This window comes from Pseudomonas sp. DTU_2021_1001937_2_SI_NGA_ILE_001 (assembly GCF_032463525.1).
Classification (GTDB): Bacteria; Pseudomonadota; Gammaproteobacteria; order Pseudomonadales; family Pseudomonadaceae; genus Aquipseudomonas.
Genome location: NZ_CP135971.1, coordinates 5027045 through 5049424 on the forward strand (window position 1 = coordinate 5027045; position 22380 = coordinate 5049424).

General features: G+C 60.1%; 22 protein-coding genes and 1 pseudogene. 6 read left to right on the forward strand and 17 right to left on the reverse strand.

Annotation, left to right across the window (positions count from 1 at the left end):
• Positions 1–214: 214 nt before the first annotated feature.
• The 4 genes from glpD to RRX38_RS22015 all read right to left on the reverse strand — a co-directional run bounded on the left by glpD (position 215) and on the right by RRX38_RS22015 (position 5252).
• The gene (glpD, locus tag RRX38_RS22000; RefSeq protein WP_315960658.1) at positions 215–1738 is read right to left on the reverse strand and encodes a glycerol-3-phosphate dehydrogenase; all 1524 of its coding nucleotides are present in this window, start codon (positions 1736–1738) and stop codon (positions 215–217) included.
• 187 nt (positions 1739–1925) lie between these two features.
• On the reverse strand, positions 1926–2681 hold the full coding sequence (locus RRX38_RS22005) for a DeoR/GlpR family transcriptional regulator (protein WP_295470983.1): 756 nt from the start codon (positions 2679–2681) through the stop codon (positions 1926–1928).
• 185 nt (positions 2682–2866) lie between these two features.
• Positions 2867–4372 carry a glycerol kinase GlpK gene (gene glpK, locus RRX38_RS22010; protein ID WP_315960660.1) on the reverse strand — a complete coding sequence of 502 codons (1506 nt, stop codon included), beginning with the start codon at positions 4370–4372 and terminating at the stop codon, positions 2867–2869.
• A gap of 28 nt (positions 4373–4400) precedes the next feature.
• Positions 4401–5252: an MIP/aquaporin family protein gene (locus tag RRX38_RS22015; RefSeq protein WP_295470979.1), complete on the reverse strand. Its 852-nt coding sequence runs from the start codon at positions 5250–5252 to the stop codon at positions 4401–4403.
• A gap of 325 nt (positions 5253–5577) precedes the next feature.
• On the opposite strand from RRX38_RS22015, the gene ybaK reads away from it, so the two are divergent.
• A complete protein-coding gene (ybaK, locus tag RRX38_RS22020; RefSeq protein ID WP_315960661.1) occupies positions 5578–6048 on the forward strand; it encodes a Cys-tRNA(Pro) deacylase in 471 nt (156 codons plus the stop codon).
• A 236-nt stretch (positions 6049–6284) separates the two neighbouring features.
• Here the strand turns inward: ybaK and RRX38_RS22025 are convergent, their stop codons facing one another.
• Positions 6285–7364: an ABC transporter ATP-binding protein gene (locus RRX38_RS22025; RefSeq protein ID WP_315960662.1), complete on the reverse strand. Its 1080-nt coding sequence runs from the start codon at positions 7362–7364 to the stop codon at positions 6285–6287.
• A complete protein-coding gene (gene argF, locus RRX38_RS22030; RefSeq protein ID WP_315960663.1) occupies positions 7361–8278 on the reverse strand; it encodes an ornithine carbamoyltransferase in 918 nt (305 codons plus the stop codon). Before argF ends, RRX38_RS22025 begins: the two co-directional genes overlap by 4 nt.
• A 467-nt stretch (positions 8279–8745) precedes the next feature.
• Between argF and RRX38_RS22035 the strand changes: the two genes are divergently transcribed.
• Both RRX38_RS22035 and grxD read left to right on the forward strand, forming a co-directional pair.
• On the forward strand, positions 8746–9039 hold the full coding sequence (locus tag RRX38_RS22035; RefSeq protein WP_315960664.1) for a hypothetical protein: 294 nt from the start codon (positions 8746–8748) through the stop codon (positions 9037–9039).
• 110 nt (positions 9040–9149) lie between these two features.
• The gene (gene grxD / locus RRX38_RS22040) at positions 9150–9476 is read left to right on the forward strand and encodes a Grx4 family monothiol glutaredoxin (protein WP_295471567.1); all 327 of its coding nucleotides are present in this window, start codon (positions 9150–9152) and stop codon (positions 9474–9476) included.
• A 127-nt stretch (positions 9477–9603) separates the two neighbouring features.
• Here the strand turns inward: grxD and bfr are convergent, their stop codons facing one another.
• The 4 genes from bfr to pyrC all read right to left on the reverse strand — a co-directional run bounded on the left by bfr (position 9604) and on the right by pyrC (position 12392).
• On the reverse strand, positions 9604–10080 hold the full coding sequence (gene bfr / locus RRX38_RS22045) for a bacterioferritin (protein ID WP_295470971.1): 477 nt from the start codon (positions 10078–10080) through the stop codon (positions 9604–9606).
• Between the two features lie 199 nt (positions 10081–10279).
• Positions 10280–10498, reverse strand: coding sequence for a bacterioferritin-associated ferredoxin (locus RRX38_RS22050; RefSeq protein ID WP_295470970.1), 219 nt, complete (start codon positions 10496–10498; stop codon positions 10280–10282).
• 176 nt (positions 10499–10674) lie between these two features.
• On the reverse strand, positions 10675–11286 hold the full coding sequence (gene rnt, locus RRX38_RS22055) for a ribonuclease T (RefSeq protein ID WP_410524927.1): 612 nt from the start codon (positions 11284–11286) through the stop codon (positions 10675–10677).
• Positions 11287–11345: 59 nt separating this feature from the next.
• On the reverse strand, positions 11346–12392 hold the full coding sequence (pyrC, locus tag RRX38_RS22060) for a dihydroorotase (RefSeq protein ID WP_315960665.1): 1047 nt from the start codon (positions 12390–12392) through the stop codon (positions 11346–11348).
• Positions 12393–12542: 150 nt separating this feature from the next.
• On the opposite strand from pyrC, the gene RRX38_RS22065 reads away from it, so the two are divergent.
• Positions 12543–13514 (forward strand): flagellar protein MotY, encoded by a 972-nt coding sequence (locus RRX38_RS22065; RefSeq protein WP_315960666.1) that lies wholly within the window; start codon positions 12543–12545, stop codon positions 13512–13514.
• 115 nt (positions 13515–13629) lie between these two features.
• Positions 13630–14847: an argininosuccinate synthase gene (locus tag RRX38_RS22070; protein WP_315960667.1), complete on the forward strand. Its 1218-nt coding sequence runs from the start codon at positions 13630–13632 to the stop codon at positions 14845–14847.
• Positions 14848–14906: 59 nt separating this feature from the next.
• Here RRX38_RS22070 and RRX38_RS22075 read toward each other — a convergent pair whose 3' ends face one another.
• From RRX38_RS22075 to RRX38_RS22085, 3 genes and pseudogenes are all read right to left on the reverse strand, one after another.
• Entirely contained in the window at positions 14907–15200 is a 294-nt protein-coding gene (locus RRX38_RS22075; protein ID WP_315960668.1) for a hypothetical protein, read from the reverse strand.
• A 303-nt stretch (positions 15201–15503) separates the two neighbouring features.
• Positions 15504–15710, reverse strand: a pseudogene (locus RRX38_RS22080) (hypothetical protein); the annotation flags it as partial.
• Between the two features lie 118 nt (positions 15711–15828).
• Positions 15829–16347 (reverse strand): hypothetical protein, encoded by a 519-nt coding sequence (locus RRX38_RS22085; RefSeq protein ID WP_315960670.1) that lies wholly within the window; start codon positions 16345–16347, stop codon positions 15829–15831.
• Positions 16348–17448: 1101 nt separating this feature from the next.
• Here RRX38_RS22085 and RRX38_RS22090 point away from each other — a divergent pair.
• Complete coding sequence (locus RRX38_RS22090; RefSeq protein ID WP_295470960.1) at positions 17449–18075, forward strand: response regulator transcription factor; 627 nt, start codon at positions 17449–17451, stop codon at positions 18073–18075.
• A gap of 215 nt (positions 18076–18290) precedes the next feature.
• On the opposite strand, the gene RRX38_RS22095 is transcribed toward RRX38_RS22090, so the two are convergent.
• The 4 genes from RRX38_RS22095 to metG all read right to left on the reverse strand — a co-directional run bounded on the left by RRX38_RS22095 (position 18291) and on the right by metG (position 22349).
• Positions 18291–18476, reverse strand: a complete 186-nt coding sequence (locus RRX38_RS22095) for a PA3496 family putative envelope integrity protein (protein WP_295470959.1) — start codon at positions 18474–18476, stop codon at positions 18291–18293.
• A 106-nt stretch (positions 18477–18582) separates the two neighbouring features.
• Entirely contained in the window at positions 18583–19221 is a 639-nt protein-coding gene (nth, locus tag RRX38_RS22100) for an endonuclease III (protein ID WP_295470957.1), read from the reverse strand.
• 31 nt (positions 19222–19252) lie between these two features.
• Positions 19253–20254: an electron transport complex subunit RsxB gene (gene rsxB / locus RRX38_RS22105; protein ID WP_315962722.1), complete on the reverse strand. Its 1002-nt coding sequence runs from the start codon at positions 20252–20254 to the stop codon at positions 19253–19255.
• A 52-nt stretch (positions 20255–20306) separates the two neighbouring features.
• Positions 20307–22349 carry a methionine--tRNA ligase gene (gene metG / locus RRX38_RS22110; RefSeq protein ID WP_315960671.1) on the reverse strand — a complete coding sequence of 681 codons (2043 nt, stop codon included), beginning with the start codon at positions 22347–22349 and terminating at the stop codon, positions 20307–20309.
• Between the last annotated feature and the right edge of the window lie 31 nt (positions 22350–22380).

Below are 22380 nucleotides of genomic sequence, written 5' to 3' on the forward strand. Positions count from 1 at the left end.
TTCGCGGCTGAAGCCGCTACTCGGTCTAATAGGCCAGTATTGCGTTCAAGCCCAATGACCTGATTGGCCGAGGAAGGGGCAGGCGTACTTGAGTGGCAGGACCGCGATGCGCTCGCGGCTGAAGCCGCTTTCACCGCTTCGGTGGAAGGATCTGGTTTTTGGCAGGCGAAAATTCTGCCCGACCGCAGGCCGGGCAGGATGCGTACGATTACGCTCAGGCCGCGACGGTTTCAGTTGTGCGGCTGTGTTCGGCCAACCAGGTCTGCAATGCGTTGCACTGCTCGGCGCTGAGGAACAGACCCAGCTTGGTGCGCCGCCAGGCAATGTCATCGGCCTCAACGGCCCACTCCTGATCGCGCAGGTAACGCACTTCACGGGCGTACAGTCCCGCGCCGAATTCCTCGCCCAGGTCGTCCAGGCTGGTGGCACCTTCCAGCAATTGCCAGCTACGGGTGCCATAGGTGCGTGCCCAGCGTTGCGCCAGGCTGGCAGGCAGCCATGGGTGGCGCTGGGTCAGTTCGCTGGCCTGCAATGGCTGTTCACCGCCTGGCAGCGGGGCACTGGCGGTCCAGGCCGGTTTCATCTGCGGGAACCAGCGCGCCAGTTGCGACATCGCCGACTCGGCCAGTTTGCGGTAGGTGGTGAGCTTGCCGCCAAACACGGAAAGGATTGGTGCCTGGCCACCGCTGTCGCTGAGTGACAGGGTGTAGTCCCGGGTGATGGCCGACGGGTTGTCGGACTCGTCGTTGCACAGCGGGCGCACACCGGAATAGGTATTGAGCACGTCGTCGCGGGTGAGCTGGCGCTTGAAGTGGTCGTTGGCGACCTGAAGGATGTAATCCATCTCCTGGTCGGTGATCTTCACCTTCGACGGATCGCCCTGGTACTCGCGGTCGGTGGTGCCGACGATGGTGAACTGATCCAGGTACGGGATGGTGAAAACGATACGTTTGTCTTCATTCTGCAGAATGAACGCGTGCTCGCCTTCATACAGGCGCGGCACGATCAGGTGGCTGCCCTGGATCAGGCGAATGCCATACGGCGAATCCAGCTTCAGATCTTCACGGATGACCCGTGCGACCCAAGGCCCCGCCGCGTTGACCAGGGCGCGGGCGCGAATCGAAAAGACTTCGCCATTGCGGCGCTGCAGGTCGACGTGCCAGACACCGTCACTGCGTCGTGCGCTGGTGCAGCGGGTACGGGTATGGATTTGCGCGCCATGCTCACGGGCCGACATGGCGTTGAGGACCACCAGGCGCGCGTCATCCACCCAGCAGTCGGAATATTCGAAACCGCGGGTGATGGCCGGTTTGAGCGGGCTGTCGGCACCGAAGTTGATCGTGCGCGAGGCCGGTAGCTTTTCGCGTTTGCCCAGGTTGTCATACAGAAACATGCCTGCGCGGATCATCCACGCCGGGCGCAGGTGCGGGCGATGCGGCAGTACGAAACGCATGGGCTTGACGATATGCGGCGCCTTGGCCAGCAGCACTTCGCGTTCGGCGAGTGCTTCGCGAACCAGTCGAAACTCGTAGTGTTCCAGATAGCGCAGGCCACCATGAATCAGCTTGCTGCTGGCCGAAGAGGTATGGCTGGCCAGGTCGTCCTGCTCACAGAGAAACACCGACAGGCCTCGGCCGGCGGCATCGGCAGCGATGCCTACACCGTTGATACCGCCGCCGATCACGGCGATGTCATAGATCTGGTCAGGCGATGGAGCATGCGCGGTCATGTCGGTCATCGGTGGCCTCCGGGAGCATAATCGAGCGCTAAGGACGAAATCGAACATCAATGTTCATTTCCGAAAATCATAACGCAACAAAAAGCCTGCATCTAGTCGGTGTTCATCAAAAACCTTAATCGGGTCGATAGAAAAGAAAAAAATCGAACATTTCTGACCGGTGCAGAGGCTGCACCGGGGGCGTGGATCAGGCGACTTCCAGGCGGATCTTGTGCTGCACCAGCAGCTGTTGCAGGGCTGGCATGGGCGGTGCGTCGGTGACCAGGTAGTCGATGAGGCTGATCGGGCCCAGCCGCACCATGGCGTTGCGCCCGAACTTGCTGGAGTCGGCGGCGAGGATCACCTGCCGGGCGTTGGCGATGATGGTCTGGGATACCCGCACTTCCTGGTAGTCGAAGTCCAGCAGGCTGCCGTCTTCATCGATACCGCTGATGCCCACCAGGGCAAAATCGACCTTGAACTGGCCAATGAAGTCGACGCTGGCCTGGCCGACCACGCCGCCGTCGCGGCGCACGTTGCCACCGGCGACCAGCACTTCGAAGTCGTCCTTGGCACTCAACGTGGCGGCCACGTGCAGGTTGTTGGTGATGATTTTCAGATTGCTGTGGTTGAGCAGGGCGCGGGCGACGCTTTCGGTGGTGGTGCCGATGTTGATGAACAGCGAGGCGTTGTCCGGGATCAACGCGGCAACGGCTTCGGCAATGCGTTGCTTTTCATCGCGCATCTGGTCGGCACGCATGGCGTAGGCGGTGTTTTCGATGCTCGAATCGTAGGCGGCGCCGCCATGGTAGCGACGCAGCAGGTTCATTTCCGCAAGCTGGTTGATATCACGGCGGATAGTCTGGGGCGTGACGACGAACAGGGTGGCCAGTTCCTCGATACTGACATAGCCGCGTTCGCGGACCAGCTCGAGGATCTGTTTCTGGCGGGGAGGCAGGTTCATGGTGGTCCTTCAGGCACCTTGTGCAAATGGCGCAATCATGACCCACCGATACCCTGCCTGTCATGTCGAGTGTCGCGAGTGCGCCCGTGCATGACGCACGCAATCGTTTGGTGTGGCGACCCTGTGGTTGGATAGATTCAGGGCGCGAGTCGCCTCGCGCCCTGAGTCTTGTCCGCTGACGATACTCAGCCCTGGTTATCGTGAGGCGCCCAGTCGCGGGTGCGCTCTACCGCCTTCTGCCAGCCGGAGTAGCGCTCTTCGCGTTCGGCTTCAGCCATGTCCGGTTCGAAGACCCGCTCGATGCCCGTGCGGTCGCGCAGTTCGTCCAGGCTGCTCCAGAAACCGGTGGCCAGGCCCGCCAGGAACGCCGCGCCCAACGCCGTGCTTTCACGCATGTGTGGCCGCTCGACCTGAGTGCCAAGAATGTCGGCCTGGAACTGCATGAGGAAGTTGTTGGCCACTGCGCCACCGTCTACGCGCAGGCCCTTGAGGCGCTCGCCAGCATCGCTCTGCATGGCATCGAGCACGTCGCGGGTCTGGAAGGCAATCGATTCCAGGGTGGCGCGGATGATGTGGTCCATCTTCACGCCGCGAGTCAGGCCGAACAGTGCGCCACGGGCATAGGGGTCCCAGTACGGGGCGCCCAGACCGGTAAAGGCGGGTACCAGATAGACGCCGTTGCTGTCCTTGACCTTGCTGGCGAAGTACTCGGTGTCCAACGCCTCGTTGACCACCTTCAGTTCGTCACGCAGCCATTGCACGGTGGAGCCGCCGTTGAACACGGCGCCTTCGAGGGCGTAGGCCACTTCGCCGCGCGGGCCGCAACCGATGGTGGTGAGCAAGCCGTGAGTGGATTTGACGGCGGTGCTGCCGGTGTTCATCAGCAGGAAGCAACCAGTGCCGTAGGTGTTCTTGGCCTGGCCGGGTTCCACGCACATCTGGCCGAACAGGGCCGCCTGCTGGTCACCGGCGATGCCGGCAATCGGAATGCCGCTGCGGGTGTGGCCGTAGACTTCCGACGACCCCTTGACGGTCGGCAGCATCTCGCGGGGGATATCCAGCACGTCGAGCATGCGGTCGTCCCAACGCAGGTTATGGATGTCGAACAGCATGGTGCGCGAGGCGTTGGTGTAGTCGGTGACATGCACCTGGCCGCCGGTAAGTTTCCAGATCAGCCAGCTGTCGATGGTGCCGAACAGCAACTCGCCACGGCGTGCCCGTTCACGGCTGCCTTCCACGTGGTCGAGGATCCACTTGAGCTTGGTGCCCGAGAAGTAGGGATCGATCACCAGGCCCGTGGTATCGCGCACGTAGTCTTCCAGGCCGTCACGCTTGAGCTGCTGGCAGATCTCGGTACTGCGGCGGCATTGCCAGACGATGGCGTTATAGATGGGGCGGCCGCTGTCCTTTTCCCAGACCAGGGTGGTTTCCCGCTGGTTGGTGATGCCGATGGCGGCGATCTGGCCCGGCTGCAGGTCGGCCTGGGCCATGGCCTTGGTCATGCAGGCGCTCTGTGTGGCGAAGATTTCCATGGGGTCGTGCTCCACCCAGCCACCCTGTGGGTAGTGCTGGGTGAATTCGCTTTGTGCGGTGCTCACCACGTTGGCGTTGCGGTCAAGAACGATAGCCCGGGAGCTGGTCGTACCTTGGTCGAGGGCAATGATGTAGTTCTTGTTCTTTGCGTCAGTCATGTCGATTGCCTTTTGTGGTTGAACGGAGTCAGGAAGAAGCCTGCGCCTTGGCGCCGACCTGTTCGCTGGCGGGCTGTGGTTCCTCGGCACCAGGCAGGTGGCGAGCGATCAGCAGGCGGTAGCAGCCCGCGCCGAGGCTGGCGCCGATGATCGGGGCGAAGATTGGAATCAGGAAGTAGGGGATGTCGCGTCCGCCGGTAAAGGCGATGTCACCCCAACCAGCCAGGAAGGTCATGATCTTCGGACCCAGGTCGCGGGCCGGGTTCATGGCGAAGCCGGTCAGCGGGCCCATGGCGCTACCGATGACGGCCACCAGCAGGCCGATCAGCAGGGGCGCCAGAGCACCCCGTGGCAGGCCGTTCTTGTCGTCGGCCAGGGCCATGATCACGGCCATCAGCACGGCGGTGATGACCACCTCGACGAGGAATGCCTGGCCGACGGAAATGGCCGGGTTGGGATAGGTCGAGAAGACCGATGCCAGCTCCAGGCTCTTCGCCGTGCCACGAACCATCTGGTGTGCCTGTTCGAAGTCGAAAAACAGGTTGACGTACAGCAGGTACACCAGGCCGGCGCCGCAGAACGCGCCGGCGATCTGCGAGGCGATGTAGAACGGCAGCTTTTTCTTTTCGAAACCGGCGAACAGGCTCAGGGCGATGCTCACCGCCGGATTGAGATGGGCGCCGGAGACACCGGCACTGAGGTAGATGGACATGCTGACCGCCATCCCCCAGATGATGGAGATTTCCCAGAGGCCGAAGCTGGCACCGGCGACCTTGAGCGCTGCCACGCAACCGGTACCGAAAAAGAGCATCAGGGCGGTGCCGAGGAACTCGGCGGTGCATTGGCCAGCCAGGCTGGGCTGTTTGATATGGATTGTCATGCAAACCTCGTTATTGTTGTTGCCCGGCTCGCGTCAGGCGTTTATCGGATCGGCTCGTGCAGCAGGACATCGGGATGAAGCGAAAACACTGACGGGTGTCGAATCGAATGTTCGACTATCTTCGCAAACGAAAATATAACCGTTGAATTGAACTGTCAAAGGTCGAATATGAACCGTAGACAAGCTTTCATGATTGCGCGTTGCGAAACGTCGGCAAACCGAGTGGTAAAGGGCTGGGAGGGAAGCGGGAAATTTTGACGAAAGCCCGCAGCCTATCGCGGTTTTGGCTTACAGTGAGCCCCGCCACGAACGTTCTGGAACGACCATGACCCCCGCACTGGATCTGCTGAAAAAAAATCGCGTCGAGCATCGAGTACACAGCTACGAGCATGACCCCAAGGCTGCTTCATATGGATTGGAAGCCGCCGAGAAACTGGGGCTGGAAACGGCCCGGGTGTTCAAGACCCTGCTGGCCTGTAGTGAGAGGGGCGAACTGCTGGTCGCGGTAGTGCCGGTCGCTGGCACCCTTGACCTCAAGGCCCTGGCCCTGGCGGCTGGAGTGAAGAAGGCCGAGATGGCTGATCCGGCGGCGGCGCAACGCGCGACGGGTTACCTGCTGGGAGGTATCAGCCCGCTGGGGCAGAAGAAGCGCCTGCGCACCTTCATTGACCAGAGCGCACAACCTTTCGACACCATTTTCGTCAGTGCCGGGCGGCGGGGGCTGGAGGTCGAGTTGGCGGCGGCGGCCCTGGCCGCGCAGACTGCGGCCAGCTTTGCTGCCATCGGTCGTGCCTGAGCAACCCTAGGTTTTGTACGAAAAGTGCCTGCGCTCGGCCATGCTGCGTTAAAAACAGGCTGGATCGCCAGCCCGGTCGGAATGCTCATTTACTCCAGTAAAGTCGCCCGCGACTCCGACCGTTCCTCGCCTGTTTTGACTCGCTGGCGCTCGCCCTTCGGGTCAGCCTACGGCTGTTACTCGCTTCGCTCGTTGCGCCTTGCCTGACCTTCGCTCGCCGGCTTTTCGTACAAAACCTAAAGCGCGGTGGCACGGGACGCCTGCACACTGCCCGAGGCCGGAAAGGCGACCAGATGCTCGGCAGCGACCTGAATGCCGACCTCATCGCCCGGCATGCAATCGACATGGCTGGGAAACAGGGCTTCAAGCTGACTGCCGGTGGCGAGCCGCAGGTTGTACAGGGTCGATGCGCCCTGGAAGGTGCGCCCGGTCACCTGGGCTTTCAAGGCACTGTGCGGGGCGTGGACGATGTCGTCCGGGCGCAGCAGTACGTCGACTGCACTGCCGCTGGGGCCTGGGTAGGCGCGATTGCCACGCAGCACGCCCAGTTCGGTCTGGATGGCATCGTGGTCGAGAAGCTGTCCACGAATGAAATATCCTTGGCCAATGAAGCTTGCCACGTAGGGCGTCAGAGGCTCGTGATAGAGGTTGTAGGGCGTGTCCCATTGCTCTAGGCGGCCTTCCTTGAAGACCCCGATATGATCGCTGACTGCGAAGGCTTCCTCCTGATCGTGGGTGACCAGAATCGCGCTGGTGCCGCGTGCCTTGAGAATTTCCCGGACCTCGGCACTGAGCCGTTTGCGCAGTTCCACGTCGAGGTTGGAGAAGGGCTCGTCGAGCAGCAGCAACTGCGGCTCCGGAGCCAGTGCCCGGGCGAGCGCCACGCGCTGTTGCTGGCCACCGGACAATTCATGCGGGTAGCGCTTGCCCAGGTTCTTCAGGTTGACCCGCTCCAGCAGTTCGTCGACCACCTCGCGCAAGCGCGGATGGCGGCGAATACCGAAGCCGATGTTGTCTGCCACGTTCAGGTGAGGGAACAGGGCATAGTCCTGAAAGACCATGCCGATACGGCGCTTTTCCGGTGCCAGGGTAAAGCCGGGACGTGAGATCACTGCACCTGCCAGGCTGATTTCGCCGGCCTGAACGGGCTCGAAACCGGCGATGGCGCGCAGGGTGGTGGTCTTGCCGCAGCCTGACGAACCCAGCAGGCAGCCGATGTCGCCGGCGTTGAGGTGCAGGTTCAGGTCCTGTACCACGCGGCTGTCCTGATAACCGCAGGCAAGCCCGCGCAGGTTGAGCAGCAGTGAATGGCTCATGGCGCGTAGGAAGGGGCGACCAGGAACTCCAGAAGCGCCTTTTGCGCGTGCAGGCGGTTTTCGGCCTGGTCCCAAGCGACGGCGCGCGGGTCGTCGAGCACGTCTTCGCTGATCTCCTCGCCGCGGTGTGCCGGCAGGCAGTGCATGAACAGCACCTCCGGCGCAGCCAGGTCGAGCAGTTGGCGGGTGACCTGGTAAGGCGCGAACAACGCCATGCGCCGTGCGGCTTCGTCTTCCTGGCCCATGGAGGTCCACACATCGGTGCTGACCAGGTGCGCGCCAGCGACAGCCTCGCGCGGGTCGCGGACGATCGTGACCCGCTCACCGGCCAGTGCCATGAAGTCCGGATTCGGCTCGTAGCCGGAAGGGCAGGCCACGCGCAGCTGGAAGTCGAACTGGATGGCCGCTTCTATATAACTGTTGCACATGTTGTTGCCGTCGCCGATCCACGCCACGGTCTTGCCCTTGATCGAGCCGCGATGCTCGAGGAAGGTCTGCATGTCAGCCAGCAACTGGCAGGGATGCAGATCGTCCGACAGCCCGTTGATAACCGGCACGCGGGAATTGGCCGCGAACTCGATCAGGTTGCTGTGCGCGTAAGTGCGGATCATCACCGCGTCGAGCATACGCGACATCACCTTGGCACTGTCGGAAATGGGTTCGCCACGACCCAGTTGGGTGTCGCGATGAGACAGGAAGATGGCCTGGCCGCCCATTTGGATCATGCCGGCTTCGAAGGAAAGACGGGTGCGTGTCGAGGATTTCTCGAAGATCATGCCCAGAACCCGATTCTTCAGGGGTTCGAAAAGCACGCCACGGTTTCGCAGGTCTTTGAGCTCTACGCCACGACGGATCAGGCCCAGCAGTTCGTCTGGGGTGTAATCCATCATCGAGAGAAAGTGCCTGGCGCTCATTATTGACTACCTTTTTTGCAACAGACCGCAGGTGCCCAAAACGGTTATTTATCCGGAAAACGGGCAATCTCTGCGGCGAAGGCCGCATTTAGCGACGAATAGGGGAAGGCGCGATGTTATAAAAAAATGTCGCAACAACACAACGGCGCCGTTGATTTATAAGAAGTTGGGAGTATTTTGGCTCGATCGGTGACCCTTCATGACCATGACAAGGCGTCGGCCAGGGGTGGAATCAGCTCCGTCGGTGTTCGTGAGGGAAGAGAGCATTTGTACACCGCCCCTCGCTCGCTTTGCAATATTGGTAATAAAGCAGTCCGGGTAATCCATGCCTTGCGAAGGGAGAATCGTGAGAATGGCGATATGGCATCATTGTGAATGCGACGCGCATCACGCAGTGGTAAAGTCGTTTGTATCTTTAGTGTCTACCCTGGGTTATAAAGCAGACAGATCCACAGGAGGGTTTTCGGATGAACGCAAAGGAACGTCAATTGACGGAGCTGCTCGGGCTGACAGCCCGGACCCTCACGCACCTGACTGCTTCGATAACATCCATGTCTTTCGAATTGCTGCGTAGCGAAGACGAGGTCACTCGGGCGGCAGGGCGTCGCATGATCGATCGCATGGCTACCATCAGTTCGGGTCTGGACGAACACTGGCGGTTGATTGGCGATCTGACCGGTGTGCATGTGGCTCAGGAGCAGATCGAGACCGTGAGCGAACTGCAGATGCAGCGCAAGGTCACGCCAATCACCAGCGGCTGAATCCCTTCCCGCAAGACGGTCACGTTCAAGACCGAGCGTTGGCCTCGGCTTTACGTTACAATGCGCCATCGTGCCGACAACCGGGTCGGAAAGTTCAGCCGAGGTGCTTGATGGATATCATCGAAACGATCAAAGAGCAGATTGCCAACAACACGATCCTGCTTTACATGAAAGGCGCACCCAACGCGCCACAATGCGGTTTTTCGGCCCGCGCTTCCCAGGCGCTGATGGCTTGCGGCGAAAAGTTCGCCTACGTCGACATCCTGCAAAACCCCGAGATTCGCGCCAACCTGCCCAAATACGCCAACTGGCCGACTTTCCCGCAACTGTGGGTGGACGGCGAGCTGGTCGGCGGCAGTGACATCATTCTGGAAATGTTCGAGAAGGGTGAACTGCAATCGCTGATCAAACAGGCGGCTGAAAAAGCCAAGGCCTGATTCGCGCTGCATGTAAAAGCCCCGCCTGGTGATCCAGGCGGGGCTTTTTTTCGATCCCTGCAATGAGGGGGCATCTGCAGGCAAGCGGTCTGCGCTAGGCTCGCCTGGCGCAGTCATGACTGCCTGCTCAGTCTTCGTCGCCCATCTGCGATTGCAGGTAGTTCTCGATGCCGATCTTGTCGATCAGGCCCAGCTGGGTTTCCAGCCAGTCGATGTGTTCTTCTTCGGACTCCAGGATGTCTTCGAGCAGCTCACGGCTGCCGAAATCGCCGACGGTCTCGAAGTGAGCGATGGCTGCCTTGAGGTCGGCAAGACCTTTTTGCTCGATCTTCAGGTCGCACTCGAGCATTTCCTTGGTGTGTTCGCCGATCAGGATCTTGCCGAGGTCCTGCAGGTTGGGGATGCCTTCCAGGAACAGGATGCGCTTGATGATCTTGTCCGCGTGTTTCATCTCGTCGATGGATTCACGGTACTCGTGTTTGCCGAGCTTGTTCAGGCCCCAGTCGTCGTACATACGCGCGTGCAGGAAGTACTGGTTGATAGCGACCAGCTCGTTCCCAAGGATCTTGTTGAGATGTTGAATGACTGTAATGTCGCCTTTCATGTCGAGTTCCTGCCGCAGGCTAATGTCTATAGGCCGCGAGTTTGATCCCGACTTAATCTAGTGTCAAACCTAAGTTATTGAATAATAAGTGAAATTAAATCTGAATAAGAATGTTTGAGTTCTGCATCTTGAGCCTAAGTAATTGAATTACAGGCATAAAAAAACCGGACATTGTCCGGTTTCGTGATTCAGGCGTGATTTACGCGGCAGAAAATTCTGCGGGGTAGGCCAGTGCGGCCTGAGTGGTCTGCAGCTCGGTCAGCGTTTCGCGCACCACTTCCTTGGCCAGGCAAGCGCACTTGCCGCATTGAGTGCCTACACCCAGGGTCTGGCGGATATCGCGGTAACTGCAGCAGCCTTCGAAGATCGCTTCGCGAATCTGACCGTCAGTGACACCTTGGCAAAGGCAAACATACATAAACTTGGGACCGTCTCTGTGTGATGCGTGTTGCCGAGGAGACTAATCGTAATGAGAATGCTTGTCAAAATTGTTTTTGATCGGCATGCGAGGATTCGATGAGCGGTTCAACCTCGCGACAGGATGGGCTTCAAAAGGCTGCGCCGCCACTCGGCGGCGCAGGCGCAGCGACACGGTCAGTCGTCGTAGTCGTGCCAGCCGCCCATCTCTTTCCAGCGGTTGACGATTCCGCAGAACAGCTCGGCGGTCTTCTCGGTGTCGTAGCGCGCCGAGTGTGCTTCGCGGCCATCAAAGTCGATGCCGGCCGCCTGGCACGCCTTGGCCAGCACGGTCTGACCATAGGCCAGACCAGCCAGGGTCGCGGTGTCGAAGCTGGAGAAGGGGTGGAAAGGGTTGCGCTTCATGTCCATGCGCGCCACGGCGGCGTTCAGGAAGCCCAGGTCGAAGCTGGCGTTGTGGCCGACCAGCACCGCACGTTTGCAGCCATTGGCTTTCAGGGCCTTGCGTACGCCACGGAAAATGTCGGTGAGTGCAGTTTCCTCGCTCACCGCCATGCGCAACGGATGGTCCAGCTTGATGCCGGTGAACTCCAGAGCCGCCGGCTCGATATTGGCGCCCTCGAAAGGCTCGACGCGGAAAAAATACGAGTGCTCCGGAAATACGAAGCCCTTTTCGTCCATGCCAATGGTCACGGCGGCGATTTCCAGCAATGCGTCGGTCGCGGCGTTGAACCCGCCGGTTTCGACATCGACCACCACTGGCAGATAGCCGCGAAAGCGCGCTGCCATGGGGTGGCGGGCGCCGCCGCCACCTTGCAGGTCCAGGTCTTCGTCGTACTGATCTTCACTCACGCCTGATTCTCCAGCAGGCGCCAGCGCAGTTTTTCACCAGCGCGCAGCGGAATGACAGTCTGTTCGCCGAAAGGCAGGCTGGCCGGAGCCGTCCACTCTTCGCGCACCAGGGTGATAGTGTCCTGGTTTGCCGGTAGGCCGTAGAACGCCGGACCATGCAGGCTGGCGAAACCTTCCAGTTTGTCCAGCGCATTGCGCTGTTCGAAGGCTTCGGCATACAGCTCGATCGCCGCATAGGCGGTATAGCAGCCGGCACAGCCGCAGGCGGCTTCCTTGGCGTGCTGGGCATGCGGTGCCGAATCTGTACCCAGGAAGAATTTGCCGCTGTCGCCGGTGGCGGCGTCGAGCAGTGCAACCTGATGCGTGTTGCGCTTGAGGATCGGCAGGCAATAGAAATGCGGACGAATACCACCCACCAGCATGTGATTGCGGTTATACAGCAAGTGGTGCGCGGTGATGGTCGCCGCGACGTTACTGCTGGCCTGGTTGACGAACTGCACCGCATCGCCTGTCGTGATGTGTTCGAACACCACCTTCAATTGCGGGAAACGCTCCACGACGCGGCTCAGTTGTTCATCGATGAACAGCTTCTCGCGATCGAAGACGTCAATCTCGCTACGGGTGACTTCACCATGTACCAGCAGCAGCATGCCCACTTCGGCCATGGCTTCCAGCGCCGGGAAAATCTTCTCCAGGCTGGTTACGCCGGAGTCGGAGTTGGTCGTCGCACCGGCAGGGTAGAGCTTGGCGGCGTGGACGAAACCGCTGGCCTTGGCAGCGCGGATATCCTCGGGGCTGGTGTGGTCAGTGAGGTAGAGCACCATCAGCGGCTCGAAACGGCTGCCTGCCGGGCGCGCGGCCAGGATGCGCTGGCGATAGGCATCGGCCTGCTGGGCGTTACGTACCGGAGGCACCAGGTTAGGCATGATGATGGCGCGGGCGAAGGTGCGGGCGACGTCGGCGACGGTGTGGGGCAGTACGGCTCCATCACGGAGATGGATGTGCCAGTCGTCGGGACGCAAAAGGGTCAGGCGGTCGGACATGGGGGATTCCAGGCGGTTCGAACTCGCCGGAATGCTACCGGAAAAGACCGTCTCAGGCACTCGCTATCAAGTTTTGTAGGAAGTTACCGATAGATTGGCTGTAGGTGGGTATTTTTTGTTTTGCGGTCATTTTTTTACGTGGAGCCTCCCGTGCGCCAGCGATATCTAGCCCTGATCAGCCTGTTCGCCAGCCTCCCAGCGATGGCCGTGAACTTCCAGACCCGTCTGGAAAAAGTCGAATGGAAAGTCGAGGGCGATCAGTTCGAGTGTCGTCTGAGCCAGCCGATCACCGATTTCGGTGCCGGTGAATTCGTGCGTCGTGCCGGCGAGCAGGCGACCTTCCGTCTGAAGGCCGCCTACAACGTGATGGGCAGTGGCTCGGCGACCCTGCTGGCGGCGGCCGCCCCCTGGCAGCCCGGACGTGGTGACCTGAATCTGGGGTCGGTACGGGTAAGCAATGGCGAGATTCCGTTCAACACCTCCCAGGCCCAGGCCGGACGCCTGATCAACGGCTTGCTCGAAGGGCGCAGCCCGGTGATTCGTCACTATGTGCGCGACGGTGGCGGCAACATGGAAGTCCGCCTGCTGCCGGCGCGCTTTCGCGAAGCCTTCGGCGAGTACCAGAGCTGCACGGCCAAGCTGCTGCCGATGAACTTCGATCAGATCAAACAAGCGGAAGTCGGGTTCCCAGGGGGCGGTATCGATCTGGACGCCCAGGCCAAGGCGCGCCTGGACAACATCCTGGCGTATATGAAAGCCGATCCGACGGTCAATCACGTCGAACTCGATGGCCATTCGGATAACAGTGGCAACCGCCTGACCAACCGCGACCTGTCCCGTCGTCGTGCGCTGGCGGTCATGGATTACCTCAAGGCCAATGGCGTGCCGGAAGAGCAGATCACTCTACGTTTTCATGGCGAGCGCTATCCACTGGTCCCCAACACCAACAACGCCAACCGGGCACGTAACCGGCGGGTGAACGTGCATCTGGAGCGCGTGGCGCCGACCGAGCGGCCGGCCCCTGCGACCCCCGCCGAGGCTGCGCCTGCCGCAGCACCCGTTTCGGCCCCCGCGCCTGCGCCGACTGCCAGCGGCGCGGCGGCGGCGGCCAAGACTTCCTGACCTCCCGGCGGTACACGGCTGTCGCCTGGAGGTCACAAGCTGTCGCGCTACTGTAAATCTCCGGCTTTGAGGGGTAGAATCAGCGGTTTTCCGTACAACCCCGTGGAGTGATGGCATGGCGGACGTAAACAAGGTCGTACTGGCGTATTCCGGTGGTCTGGATACCTCGGTGATCCTGAAGTGGCTGCAAGATACCTACAACTGCGAAGTGGTGACCTTCACCGCTGACCTGGGACAGGGCGAAGAGGTCGAACCGGCTCGCGCCAAGGCCCAGGCCATGGGTGTCAAAGAGATCTACATCGACGATCTGCGCGAAGAGTTCGTGCGCGACTTCGTCTACCCGATGTTCCGTGCCAATACCGTCTACGAAGGTGAGTACCTGCTGGGTACTTCGATCGCCCGTCCGCTGATCGCCAAGCGCCTGATCGAAATCGCCAACGAGACCGGTGCTGACGCCATTTCCCATGGCGCGACCGGCAAAGGTAACGACCAGGTGCGTTTCGAACTGGGTGCCTACGCACTCAAGCCTGGCGTCAAGGTCATTGCACCATGGCGTGAATGGGACCTGCTGTCGCGCGAGAAGCTGATGGACTACGCCGAGAAGCACGCGATCCCGATCGAGCGCCATGGCAAGAAGAAGTCGCCTTACTCCATGGATGCCAACCTGCTGCACATCTCTTATGAGGGCGGCGTGCTGGAAGACACCTGGACCGAGCACGAAGAAGACATGTGGCGCTGGACCAAGTCGCCAGAAGCCGCGCCGAACACGCCGACCTACATCGAACTGACCTACCGCGCCGGTGACATCGTGGCCATCGACGGCAAGGACATGACGCCTGCCCAGGTGCTGACCGAACTCAACCGCATCGGTGGCGAAAACGGCATCGGCCGTCTGGATATCGTCGAGAACCGTTACGTGGGCATGAAGTCCCGTGGCTGCTACGAGACCCCTGGCGGCACCATAATGCTCAAGGCTCACCGTGCCATCGAGTCCATCACCCTGGACCGCGAAGTCGCTCACCTGAAAGACGAGCTGATGCCCAAGTACGCCAGCCTGATCTACACCGGCTACTGGTGGAGCCCAGAGCGTCTGATGCTGCAACAGATGATCGACGCTTCCCAGGCCCACGTGAACGGCGTGGTACGCCTGAAACTGTACAAGGGCAACGTGATCGTGGTGGGGCGCAAGTCCGACGACTCGCTGTTCGATGCCAACATCGCGACCTTCGAGGAAGATGGCGGCGCCTACGACCAGGCCGATGCGGCTGGCTTCATCAAGCTCAACGCCCTGCGCATGCGTATCGCGGCGAACAAGAACCGCAAGTTCTTCTGATTGCCGCTGCCGATGCAGCCCCGAGCGGGGCTGCATTTGCGGGGGGCATCCAGCCGTCGCTATCTCTCCTGGCCGCCGCTTTTCGTCCCATTCATGCGTTTTCTTGAGGCCCTGGGTGTCTTGTGCCCTGTGGCGCCATAGCGTGCGCTGTCCTCTTGGGTGCAGAGCGGGTTGGCTTGTGCCACGTCCTTCAAGTCGCGCAAGGTCAGCTTGTACCGCTTGAGCAGCGCCAGCAATTTTTCTTCGAATTCAAGCAGCCTGGAAAGTTGCTCGTTATGGGCAAGTCGTTCGAGCTTTTCCTGCTGCCGTTTCAGGGCATGTTCCAAATCACGGAACTCTTTTAACTTCGACATGGTAGTTCCATTCAGTTGAGCGTTGGATGCGTGTGGTTGTACCGAGATGTAAGGGGGTCACCATGCTCTTCGAGCATTTTGAAACCGGACACAGGGCAACTTTAGACTTGCCTGCACGCGTTGCGTATCTATCAGGAATCAACAGAGCGGGCCGGTGAGTGTCTAACTGATTATCGACTATCAGGTTTTGCAAGTTCCTAATAGCTCGATAGTTTAAGTACCGTGTTTGCGTTTACTTTTCCCACATTAACCTGTGCCATTTCGGTTTTTCTCGGGGGCTTTTGCGGCGGCGCTGCCAGGGCGAGGGGCATACAGCACCCTGGGATTGAAATTGAGCGTGAGGAAGAACAGCGTCACCAGCGCTGACGGAAAACCGATCAGGAACCAGATGTAGACCTCTCGGCTGCCGGCATCCAGATGCGGCAGCACAGTGGCTGCCGAGGCCTCCGAGAGCGCGGCAAACAGGGCGATGACAGTGATGGGTTGGGTGATGCAAGTGAGGTTGGTCATGAGCCTTCTCGCAGAACGATCGTGTGGTGAGGCCGCCGCAGGGCGCCTTGGGCGCGTGTCTTCAGAAGCCTTCGGCTGCGACATGCCCGGCCGGAGTTTGTCAGAGGCATGCGCCGGCTCAGGCCTTGTCGCCCGGGGGCGGCGCTCTGAATTCGAAGCGGTAGGCTTTGCCCAGGTCGAGAACCTGACGAACGCTCAGGCCGAGGAACTGGGCGATTTCCGGCACGCTGTAGCCAAGGCTGGAATAGTGCATGGCATGCCCGGCGACGATATCGTCGATATCCCGGTCCGGAGGCATATTGGCCGGGCGTTTTACTCTTACAGGGCGACTGAAGTTGATCTTGATGCCATGTTGCTGGGCCAGCTGGCGGATGTCCCTGCGATTCATCCGCAGTGAGTACTGGAGGGACGAAACGCCCGCCCCCTTGGCAACCAGGGCCCTGAGCTGTTCCAGCTTGGCGAGTGTTTCGGCTTCGGTGGTCGCGGGATCGTCGACAGGGGTAGGCGGGGCATCGGTCGTTTCAGTGTCGGGAATAACGTCAATCACGCCGCCTTGGGCGACAAAGGCCTCGACTGCAGCGCTCAGGTCCAGCGGCGCTGGTGAGTGTGAGGGTGAAAGGGAGTGCTTGTTCTTCATGATCCATTCCTTTTTGAACATGGTTATACACATGGCCTTTTCAAGAAGAATCATCGGGACCTGAACTTCAGGTCGACATGTCGATAAATTGAATGGCCATGTTTATGTTGTTCGAGTCCTTTCGTTTCTACTGGCAGGCAGCATCCTTGTGAAACACTCGTGAACAAGAGCGATGTATGTGCCCTGTTACTGAAAGTGCTCATCTAATTTGTTGTTTGTGGATATCAAGTAATGAGTTGGTTGCCGAAAAAGTAACGATTGGAAATAGGAAAATCAAGAAAAAAATGGCCTGTTGCAGCGATCAAATTAAGCCTGTGGTAAGTGTCTTACGCGCTCTTTAAAGCCGTCTGTTAGTGTTGTAGTACATTTCCTGTTTCAATCCGTTGCTATGGAAAAATAGTTGGAGATGGTATTAGCTCGCCGCCATTGGCGGCGTGCGAATGCAATTCGTGAGGGGGGTAGTGGCGGAAAATATTCGAACAATATTTTGTAAGGTATTTCCTAATGTGTTGTGGTCTATCTCCTGAAATAGCTATGTGTACGAAAAAGCCATTCCATTGCGTGTAGTTTTTAAACCTGCTGCTGGCAGATGGCTCTTCGCATTGCCTTGATCTCGAACTTCCGCGCCGGGAAAGACAGCTCGCCAAGGGAGGCTGGCAATGTGCGCGGCCTGTATCGTTGAGTAGCTCCCAGCTATTACCGAACAGAACCGTTCGGCGGATTCAGGTAATGGCAAGTTGCCTGGTCTATCCGTGTCCACGCCTCGGGCGTGCGAGGATTTCAGCATGGTGCTACTTCTGGGGCGTTGCTGACCGCTCTGTCTCGCGGTTTTTCCGTCTACGGCATGCCTGTAGCAAAGGGGGGCGGGGCAAGTTGCCGGTCTGTCAGCCAGTTAAGTTGCTGCACTGGAATTTAGAGGGGGAAGCGTATGATAAGGATTGATAACCAGTGGCTTGCGGCAAGTTTTGTAGGAAAGTTCTGTTCTAAGAGTGGGAATGGTCTTTGGCTGTTAGTCTCCAGGGGGGGGCGCCATGCAAACCACTAAACGACTAGGCTATTGTGCTGGTTCCGAAAATTCGAAAAGCAAAATTGGACTGCCCCATGAATAAAGTGCTGATCGTGGATGATCATCCTGTCATTCGCCTTGCTGTACGGATGCTGATGGAACGCCATGGTTATGAGGTTATCGCCGAAACGGACAACGGTGTGGATGCCCTGCAACTGGCCCGCGAGCATCTGCCGGATATCGTGATCCTCGACATCGGTATCCCCAAGCTCGATGGCCTGGAAGTGATCGCGCGGCTCTCGGCCATGGCGCTGCCATTCAAGGTGCTGATCCTCACCTCCCAGGCGCCTGGGCACTTTTCCATGCGCTGCATGCAGGCTGGCGCGGCAGGCTACGTCTGCAAGCAGCAGGACCTCACCGAGCTGCTGAGCGCCATCAAGGCCGTGCTTTCCGGCTACAGCTACTTCCCCAACCAGGCCCTGCATACCGTGCGTTCCAGCATGGGCAATGCCAGCGAGGCCGACATGGTCGATCGCTTGTCGGGGCGTGAGATGATGGTGCTGCAGCAGTTGGCACGGGGCAAGACCAACAAGGAAATCGCTGACAGCATGTTCCTCAGCAACAAGACGGTGAGTACCTACAAGACACGTCTGTTGCTCAAGCTCAATGCCCACTCACTGGTGGATCTCATCGAACTGGCGCAGAGAAACGGACTGGTATAGCGCCGGGGGAGGGCGCCGGAGCTGTCTGTGCAAGCCTCTCTTCTGGAGAGGCTTGGCATGAACGGAGGAGGCTCTAGGTTTTGTACGAAAAGTCGGCGAGCGAAGGTCAGGCAAGGCAAAAACAGGCGAGGAAGCGGAGTTTACTGGAGTAAATGAGCATTCCGAGCCTGTTTTTAACGCAGCATGGCCGAGCGCAGGCACTTTTCGTACAAAACCTAGATGTCGAAGTCGTAGTCGGCTAATTCTTTTTGCAGGCGTCGCTCTTCAAGGAGATTGTCGATGGTGCGGCGCTTGCTCAGATTGGTCTTTGCCGGTTCCGCTGCTGGAGCTTCGGCATCGTCCGCTTCGCTCGCGAACTCATCTTCTACGTCTACATCCAGTTGCTCTTTGCCAGTGCTCATGCAAGGTGACTCCAGGCTTAGGCTGTGTTGGCGCTCCTTATAACGTCAAACCCAAAACGGGTAAAAAAGATTTTTTCAATCGTTCGGCACGAATTGACGCTATCGCTCAATCGTCGGAGGTCTTGTGCTTGTAATCGCACAGGTCTTCGATCCGGCAGCTGCCGCAGCGGGGCTTGCGCGCCACACAAACATAGCGCCCGTGCAGGATCAGCCAGTGGTGGGCGTCGAGCAGATAGTTCTTTGGCACGAACTTCAGCAACTGTTTCTCCACCTCTACGACATTCTTGCCGGGGGCGATGCCGGTCCTGTTGCTGACCCGGAAAATATGCGTGTCTACTGCCATGGCGATCTGCCGGAAGGCAGTGTTGAGCACTACGTTGGCGGTCTTGCGCCCCACGCCGGGCAAGGCCTCCAGCGCCTCGCGGGTCTGCGGGACTTCGCTGTTGTGCTGTTCGATCAGCAGGCGGCAGGTCTCGATGACGTTCTTGGCCTTGCTGTTGTACAGGCCGATGGTCTTGATGTACTCCGACAAACCTTCCACGCCGAGGGCGTAGATCGCTTCAGGCGTGTTGGCCACCGGGTAAAGGCGTGCCGTGGCCTTGTTGACGCTGACGTCGGTGGCCTGTGCGGACAGAATCACGGCGATCAGCAGTTCGAAGGGCGTGGTGTAGGCCAGCTCGGTCTTCGGGTCCGGGTTGTCCTCATGGAGCCTACGGAAGATTTCCTGGCGTTTGGCGGCGTTCATGGTCGGTATCCTGGTGGGCTTCTGTGAGCCCTCATGGCTGTTGAGCGGCCTGCACCGCCTGTTCTGCACTGTGCAACTGGGCGTTCAAGCGGGCGAGCTGTTCGGCGTCGGCGCCGGCGGCCTGGGCTTTGTTCAGGCTGGCCCTGGCCATGGCGAGCTGGATCTTGGCACGTTTGAGGTCGACCGGCGATGTCGCTACCGGTACCGCCACGGGCGTGGGGGAGAGCGCTTCGAGACGCGCCAGTGCCTGCTCGGCGGCTTCGACCTGATCCTTCAGCTCGATCAGGCGCATGGCCTGTTCACGGGTGGGCGGGTGGCCGAAAGCCCTGAGCGACTTGTTCAGGCGTGCCCGGCTCATGTTCAGCTCGCTGCGTGCCTGCTTCAGTGCCTGGTCTTCCTGGCTCGTCAACGGCGCAACCGTGACAGCTGGCTGGCTCATGCGGGGCGGCGGGCTCACGTTGCGTTCCAGGCGGCGTGCACGTTCGTGCTGCAGGCGCGCACTGCGCCGTTCGAAACGCTGCCTGGCGTGATCACGTTTGCGTGCCCGGACCTGTCGTTGCTCGGCGGTCAGCGGCCAGTCACCCACCAAGGGGATGGTCGCGGTGAGGGGCAGCAGGTCGATGCAATCCACCGGGCAGGGCGCCACGCACAGATCGCAACCGGTGCATTCCTCGCTCAGAACCGTGTGCATCTGCTTGGCCGCACCCACGATGGCGTCCACCGGGCAGGCCTGGATGCACTTGGTGCAACCGATGCACTCCGCTTCCCGGATGTAGGCCACCTGGGCGGGTGCAACGCCGCGTTGGGCCTCCAGAGGGAGGATTGTCGTGCCCAGCAGTTGGGCAAGCCCGGCGATGGTTTCCTGGCCGCCAGGTGGACATTTGTTGATCGCTTCGCCGGCTGCGATACCCTCGGCATAGGGACGGCAGCCGGCATGGCCGCACTTGCCGCACTGGGTCTGGGGCAGCAGGGCGTCGATGCGCTGAATGAGGTTCATGCTCTGGTTACCCATGAAAACCGTAACGCCACACAGGCGAAAGCCCGGTAACCACCGTACAGGGCGGTTACCGGGCCCCGGCTCGGTATTACTTGATGCGTTGGCCCGGCTTGGCGCCGCTGTCCGGGCTCAGCAGGTAGATTTCCTCGCCGCCAGGGCCGGCGGCCATCACCATGCCTTCCGATACGCCAAAGCGCATTTTGCGCGGCTTGAGGTTGGCGATCATCATGGTCAGTCGACCTTCGAGCTTGCTCGGGTCAGGATAGGCGCTCTTGATGCCGGAAAACACGTTGCGCTGCTGGTCGCCGATGTCCAGGGTCAGGCGCAGCAGTTTGTCGGCACCTTCCACGTGCTCGGCCTTGACGATCAGCGCCACGCGCAGGTCGACGGCGGCAAAGGCATCGAATTCGATCTCCGGCGACAGCGGGTCCTTGGCCAATTCGCCGTTGCCCTGCGGCGCTGCCGGCGCATTGGCTGCCGCCAGGTCTTCCTTCGAAGCAGTCACCATGGCTTCCACCTTGGCAGGGTCGATGCGGGTCATCAGCGCGTTGAAAGGGTTCAGCTTGTGGTTGGCCAGCAGGGTCTTGTGATCGTTCCAGGTCAGCGGTGCCACGTTGAGGAACTGTTCGGCGTCGGCCGCCAGCTTCGGCAGCACCGGCTTGAGGAAGATCACCAGCTGGCGGAACAGGTTGATGCCCAGTGCGCAGATGGCCTGGACTTCATCCTGCTTGCCTTCCTGCTTGGCCAGCGCCCAAGGTGCCTTGTCGGCGATGAAAGCGTTGGCACGGTCGGCCAGGGCCATGGTTTCACGCATGGCGCGGGCGAAGTCGCGAGCTTCGTAGGCTTCGGCAATCGACGGCGCGGCGGCCTGAAAGGCGTCGGTGAGTTCCGGCGCGATGTTGCTGTCGACCATCACCCCGTCGTTGCCCTTGTGGATGAAGCCGGCGCAGCGGCTGGCGATGTTCACCACCTTGCCGATCAGGTCGGAGTTGACCTTCTGCACGAAGTCTTCGAGGTTCAGGTCCAGGTCGTCCACGCCGCGGCCCAGCTTGGCGGCGTAGTAGTAACGCAGGTATTCCGGCGACAGGTGCTCCAGGTAGGTGCGCGCCTTGATGAAGGTGCCGCGAGACTTGGACATCTTCTGGCCGTTCACGGTCAGGTAACCGTGCACGTTGACGGCGGTCGGCTTGCGCAGACCGGCACCTTCGAGCATGGCAGGCCAGAACAGGGCGTGGAAATTGACGATGTCCTTGCCGATGAAGTGGTACAGCTCGGTGCTGGAGTCTTTCTGCCACCAGGCATCGAAGTCCAGTTCCGGGCGGCGTGCGCAGAGGTTCTTGAAGCTGGCGATATAGCCGATAGGCGCGTCCAGCCACACATAGAAGTACTTGCCCGGCTCGTCGGGGATCTCGAAACCGAAGTACGGCGCATCGCGGGAGATGTCCCACTGTTGCAGGCCGCTGTCCAGCCATTCGGCGATCTTGTTCGCCACGGCGTCCTGCAGGGTGCCACTGCGGGTCCACTGCTTGAGCATGGCCTCGAAGGCCGGCAGGTCGAAGAAGAAGTGCTTGGAGTCCTTGAGCACCGGCGTGGCGCCGGAGATCGCCGACTTGGGGTTCTTCAGTTCGGTCGGCGCGTAGGTGGCCCCGCATTTTTCGCAGTTGTCGCCGTACTGGTCTTCTGCCGCGCATTTCGGACAGGTGCCCTTGATGAAGCGGTCGGCCAGGAACATCTTCTTGTCTGGGTCGAAGTACTGGGTGACCGAACGCGTGGCGATGTGCCCGGCGTCGCGCAGGCGGGTGTAGATCAGGCTCGACAGCTCGCGGTTCTCTTCGCTGTGGGTCGAGTGGAAGTTGTCGAAGTCCACCAGGAAGTCGGCGAAGTCGGCACTGTGTTCGGCTTTGACGTTGTCGATCAACTGCTCGGGGGTGATGCCTTCCTTCTCTGCGCGCAGCATGATGGCCGAGCCATGGGCGTCGTCCGCGCACACGTAGATGCACTGGTTGCCGCGGTGCTTCTGGAACCGCACCCACATGTCGGTCTGGATGTACTCGAGCATGTGACCAAGGTGAATGGAACCATTGGCATAGGGCAGGGCGCTGGTAACGAGAATCTGGCGTGGCTCGGACATGGGGCTCGGCTACTTAGTTGAGTCAAACATG

Excerpts from the sequence above, each read along its gene's own strand:
- glpD (WP_315960658.1), bottom strand. The coding sequence starts at position 1,738 with ATGACCGACATGACCGCGCATGCTCCATCGCCTGACCAGATCTATGAC.
- RRX38_RS22005 (WP_295470983.1), bottom strand. The coding sequence starts at position 2,681 with ATGAACCTGCCTCCCCGCCAGAAACAGATCCTCGAGCTGGTCCGCGAA.
- glpK (WP_315960660.1), bottom strand. The coding sequence starts at position 4,372 with ATGACTGACGCAAAGAACAAGAACTACATCATTGCCCTCGACCAAGGT.
- RRX38_RS22015 (WP_295470979.1), bottom strand. The coding sequence starts at position 5,252 with ATGACAATCCATATCAAACAGCCCAGCCTGGCTGGCCAATGCACCGCC.
- ybaK (WP_315960661.1), top strand. The coding sequence starts at position 5,578 with ATGACCCCCGCACTGGATCTGCTGAAAAAAAATCGCGTCGAGCATCGA.
- RRX38_RS22025 (WP_315960662.1), bottom strand. The coding sequence starts at position 7,364 with ATGAGCCATTCACTGCTGCTCAACCTGCGCGGGCTTGCCTGCGGTTAT.
- argF (WP_315960663.1), bottom strand. The coding sequence starts at position 8,278 with ATGAGCGCCAGGCACTTTCTCTCGATGATGGATTACACCCCAGACGAA.
- RRX38_RS22035 (WP_315960664.1), top strand. The coding sequence starts at position 8,746 with ATGAACGCAAAGGAACGTCAATTGACGGAGCTGCTCGGGCTGACAGCC.
- grxD (WP_295471567.1), top strand. The coding sequence starts at position 9,150 with ATGGATATCATCGAAACGATCAAAGAGCAGATTGCCAACAACACGATC.
- bfr (WP_295470971.1), bottom strand. The coding sequence starts at position 10,080 with ATGAAAGGCGACATTACAGTCATTCAACATCTCAACAAGATCCTTGGG.
- RRX38_RS22050 (WP_295470970.1), bottom strand. The coding sequence starts at position 10,498 with ATGTATGTTTGCCTTTGCCAAGGTGTCACTGACGGTCAGATTCGCGAA.
- rnt (WP_410524927.1), bottom strand. The coding sequence starts at position 11,286 with ATGGCAGCGCGCTTTCGCGGCTATCTGCCAGTGGTGGTCGATGTCGAA.
- pyrC (WP_315960665.1), bottom strand. The coding sequence starts at position 12,392 with ATGTCCGACCGCCTGACCCTTTTGCGTCCCGACGACTGGCACATCCAT.
- RRX38_RS22070 (WP_315960667.1), top strand. The coding sequence starts at position 13,630 with ATGGCGGACGTAAACAAGGTCGTACTGGCGTATTCCGGTGGTCTGGAT.
- RRX38_RS22075 (WP_315960668.1), bottom strand. The coding sequence starts at position 15,200 with ATGTCGAAGTTAAAAGAGTTCCGTGATTTGGAACATGCCCTGAAACGG.
- RRX38_RS22085 (WP_315960670.1), bottom strand. The coding sequence starts at position 16,347 with ATGAAGAACAAGCACTCCCTTTCACCCTCACACTCACCAGCGCCGCTG.
- RRX38_RS22090 (WP_295470960.1), top strand. The coding sequence starts at position 17,449 with ATGAATAAAGTGCTGATCGTGGATGATCATCCTGTCATTCGCCTTGCT.
- RRX38_RS22095 (WP_295470959.1), bottom strand. The coding sequence starts at position 18,476 with ATGAGCACTGGCAAAGAGCAACTGGATGTAGACGTAGAAGATGAGTTC.
- nth (WP_295470957.1), bottom strand. The coding sequence starts at position 19,221 with ATGAACGCCGCCAAACGCCAGGAAATCTTCCGTAGGCTCCATGAGGAC.
- metG (WP_315960671.1), bottom strand. The coding sequence starts at position 22,349 with ATGTCCGAGCCACGCCAGATTCTCGTTACCAGCGCCCTGCCCTATGCC.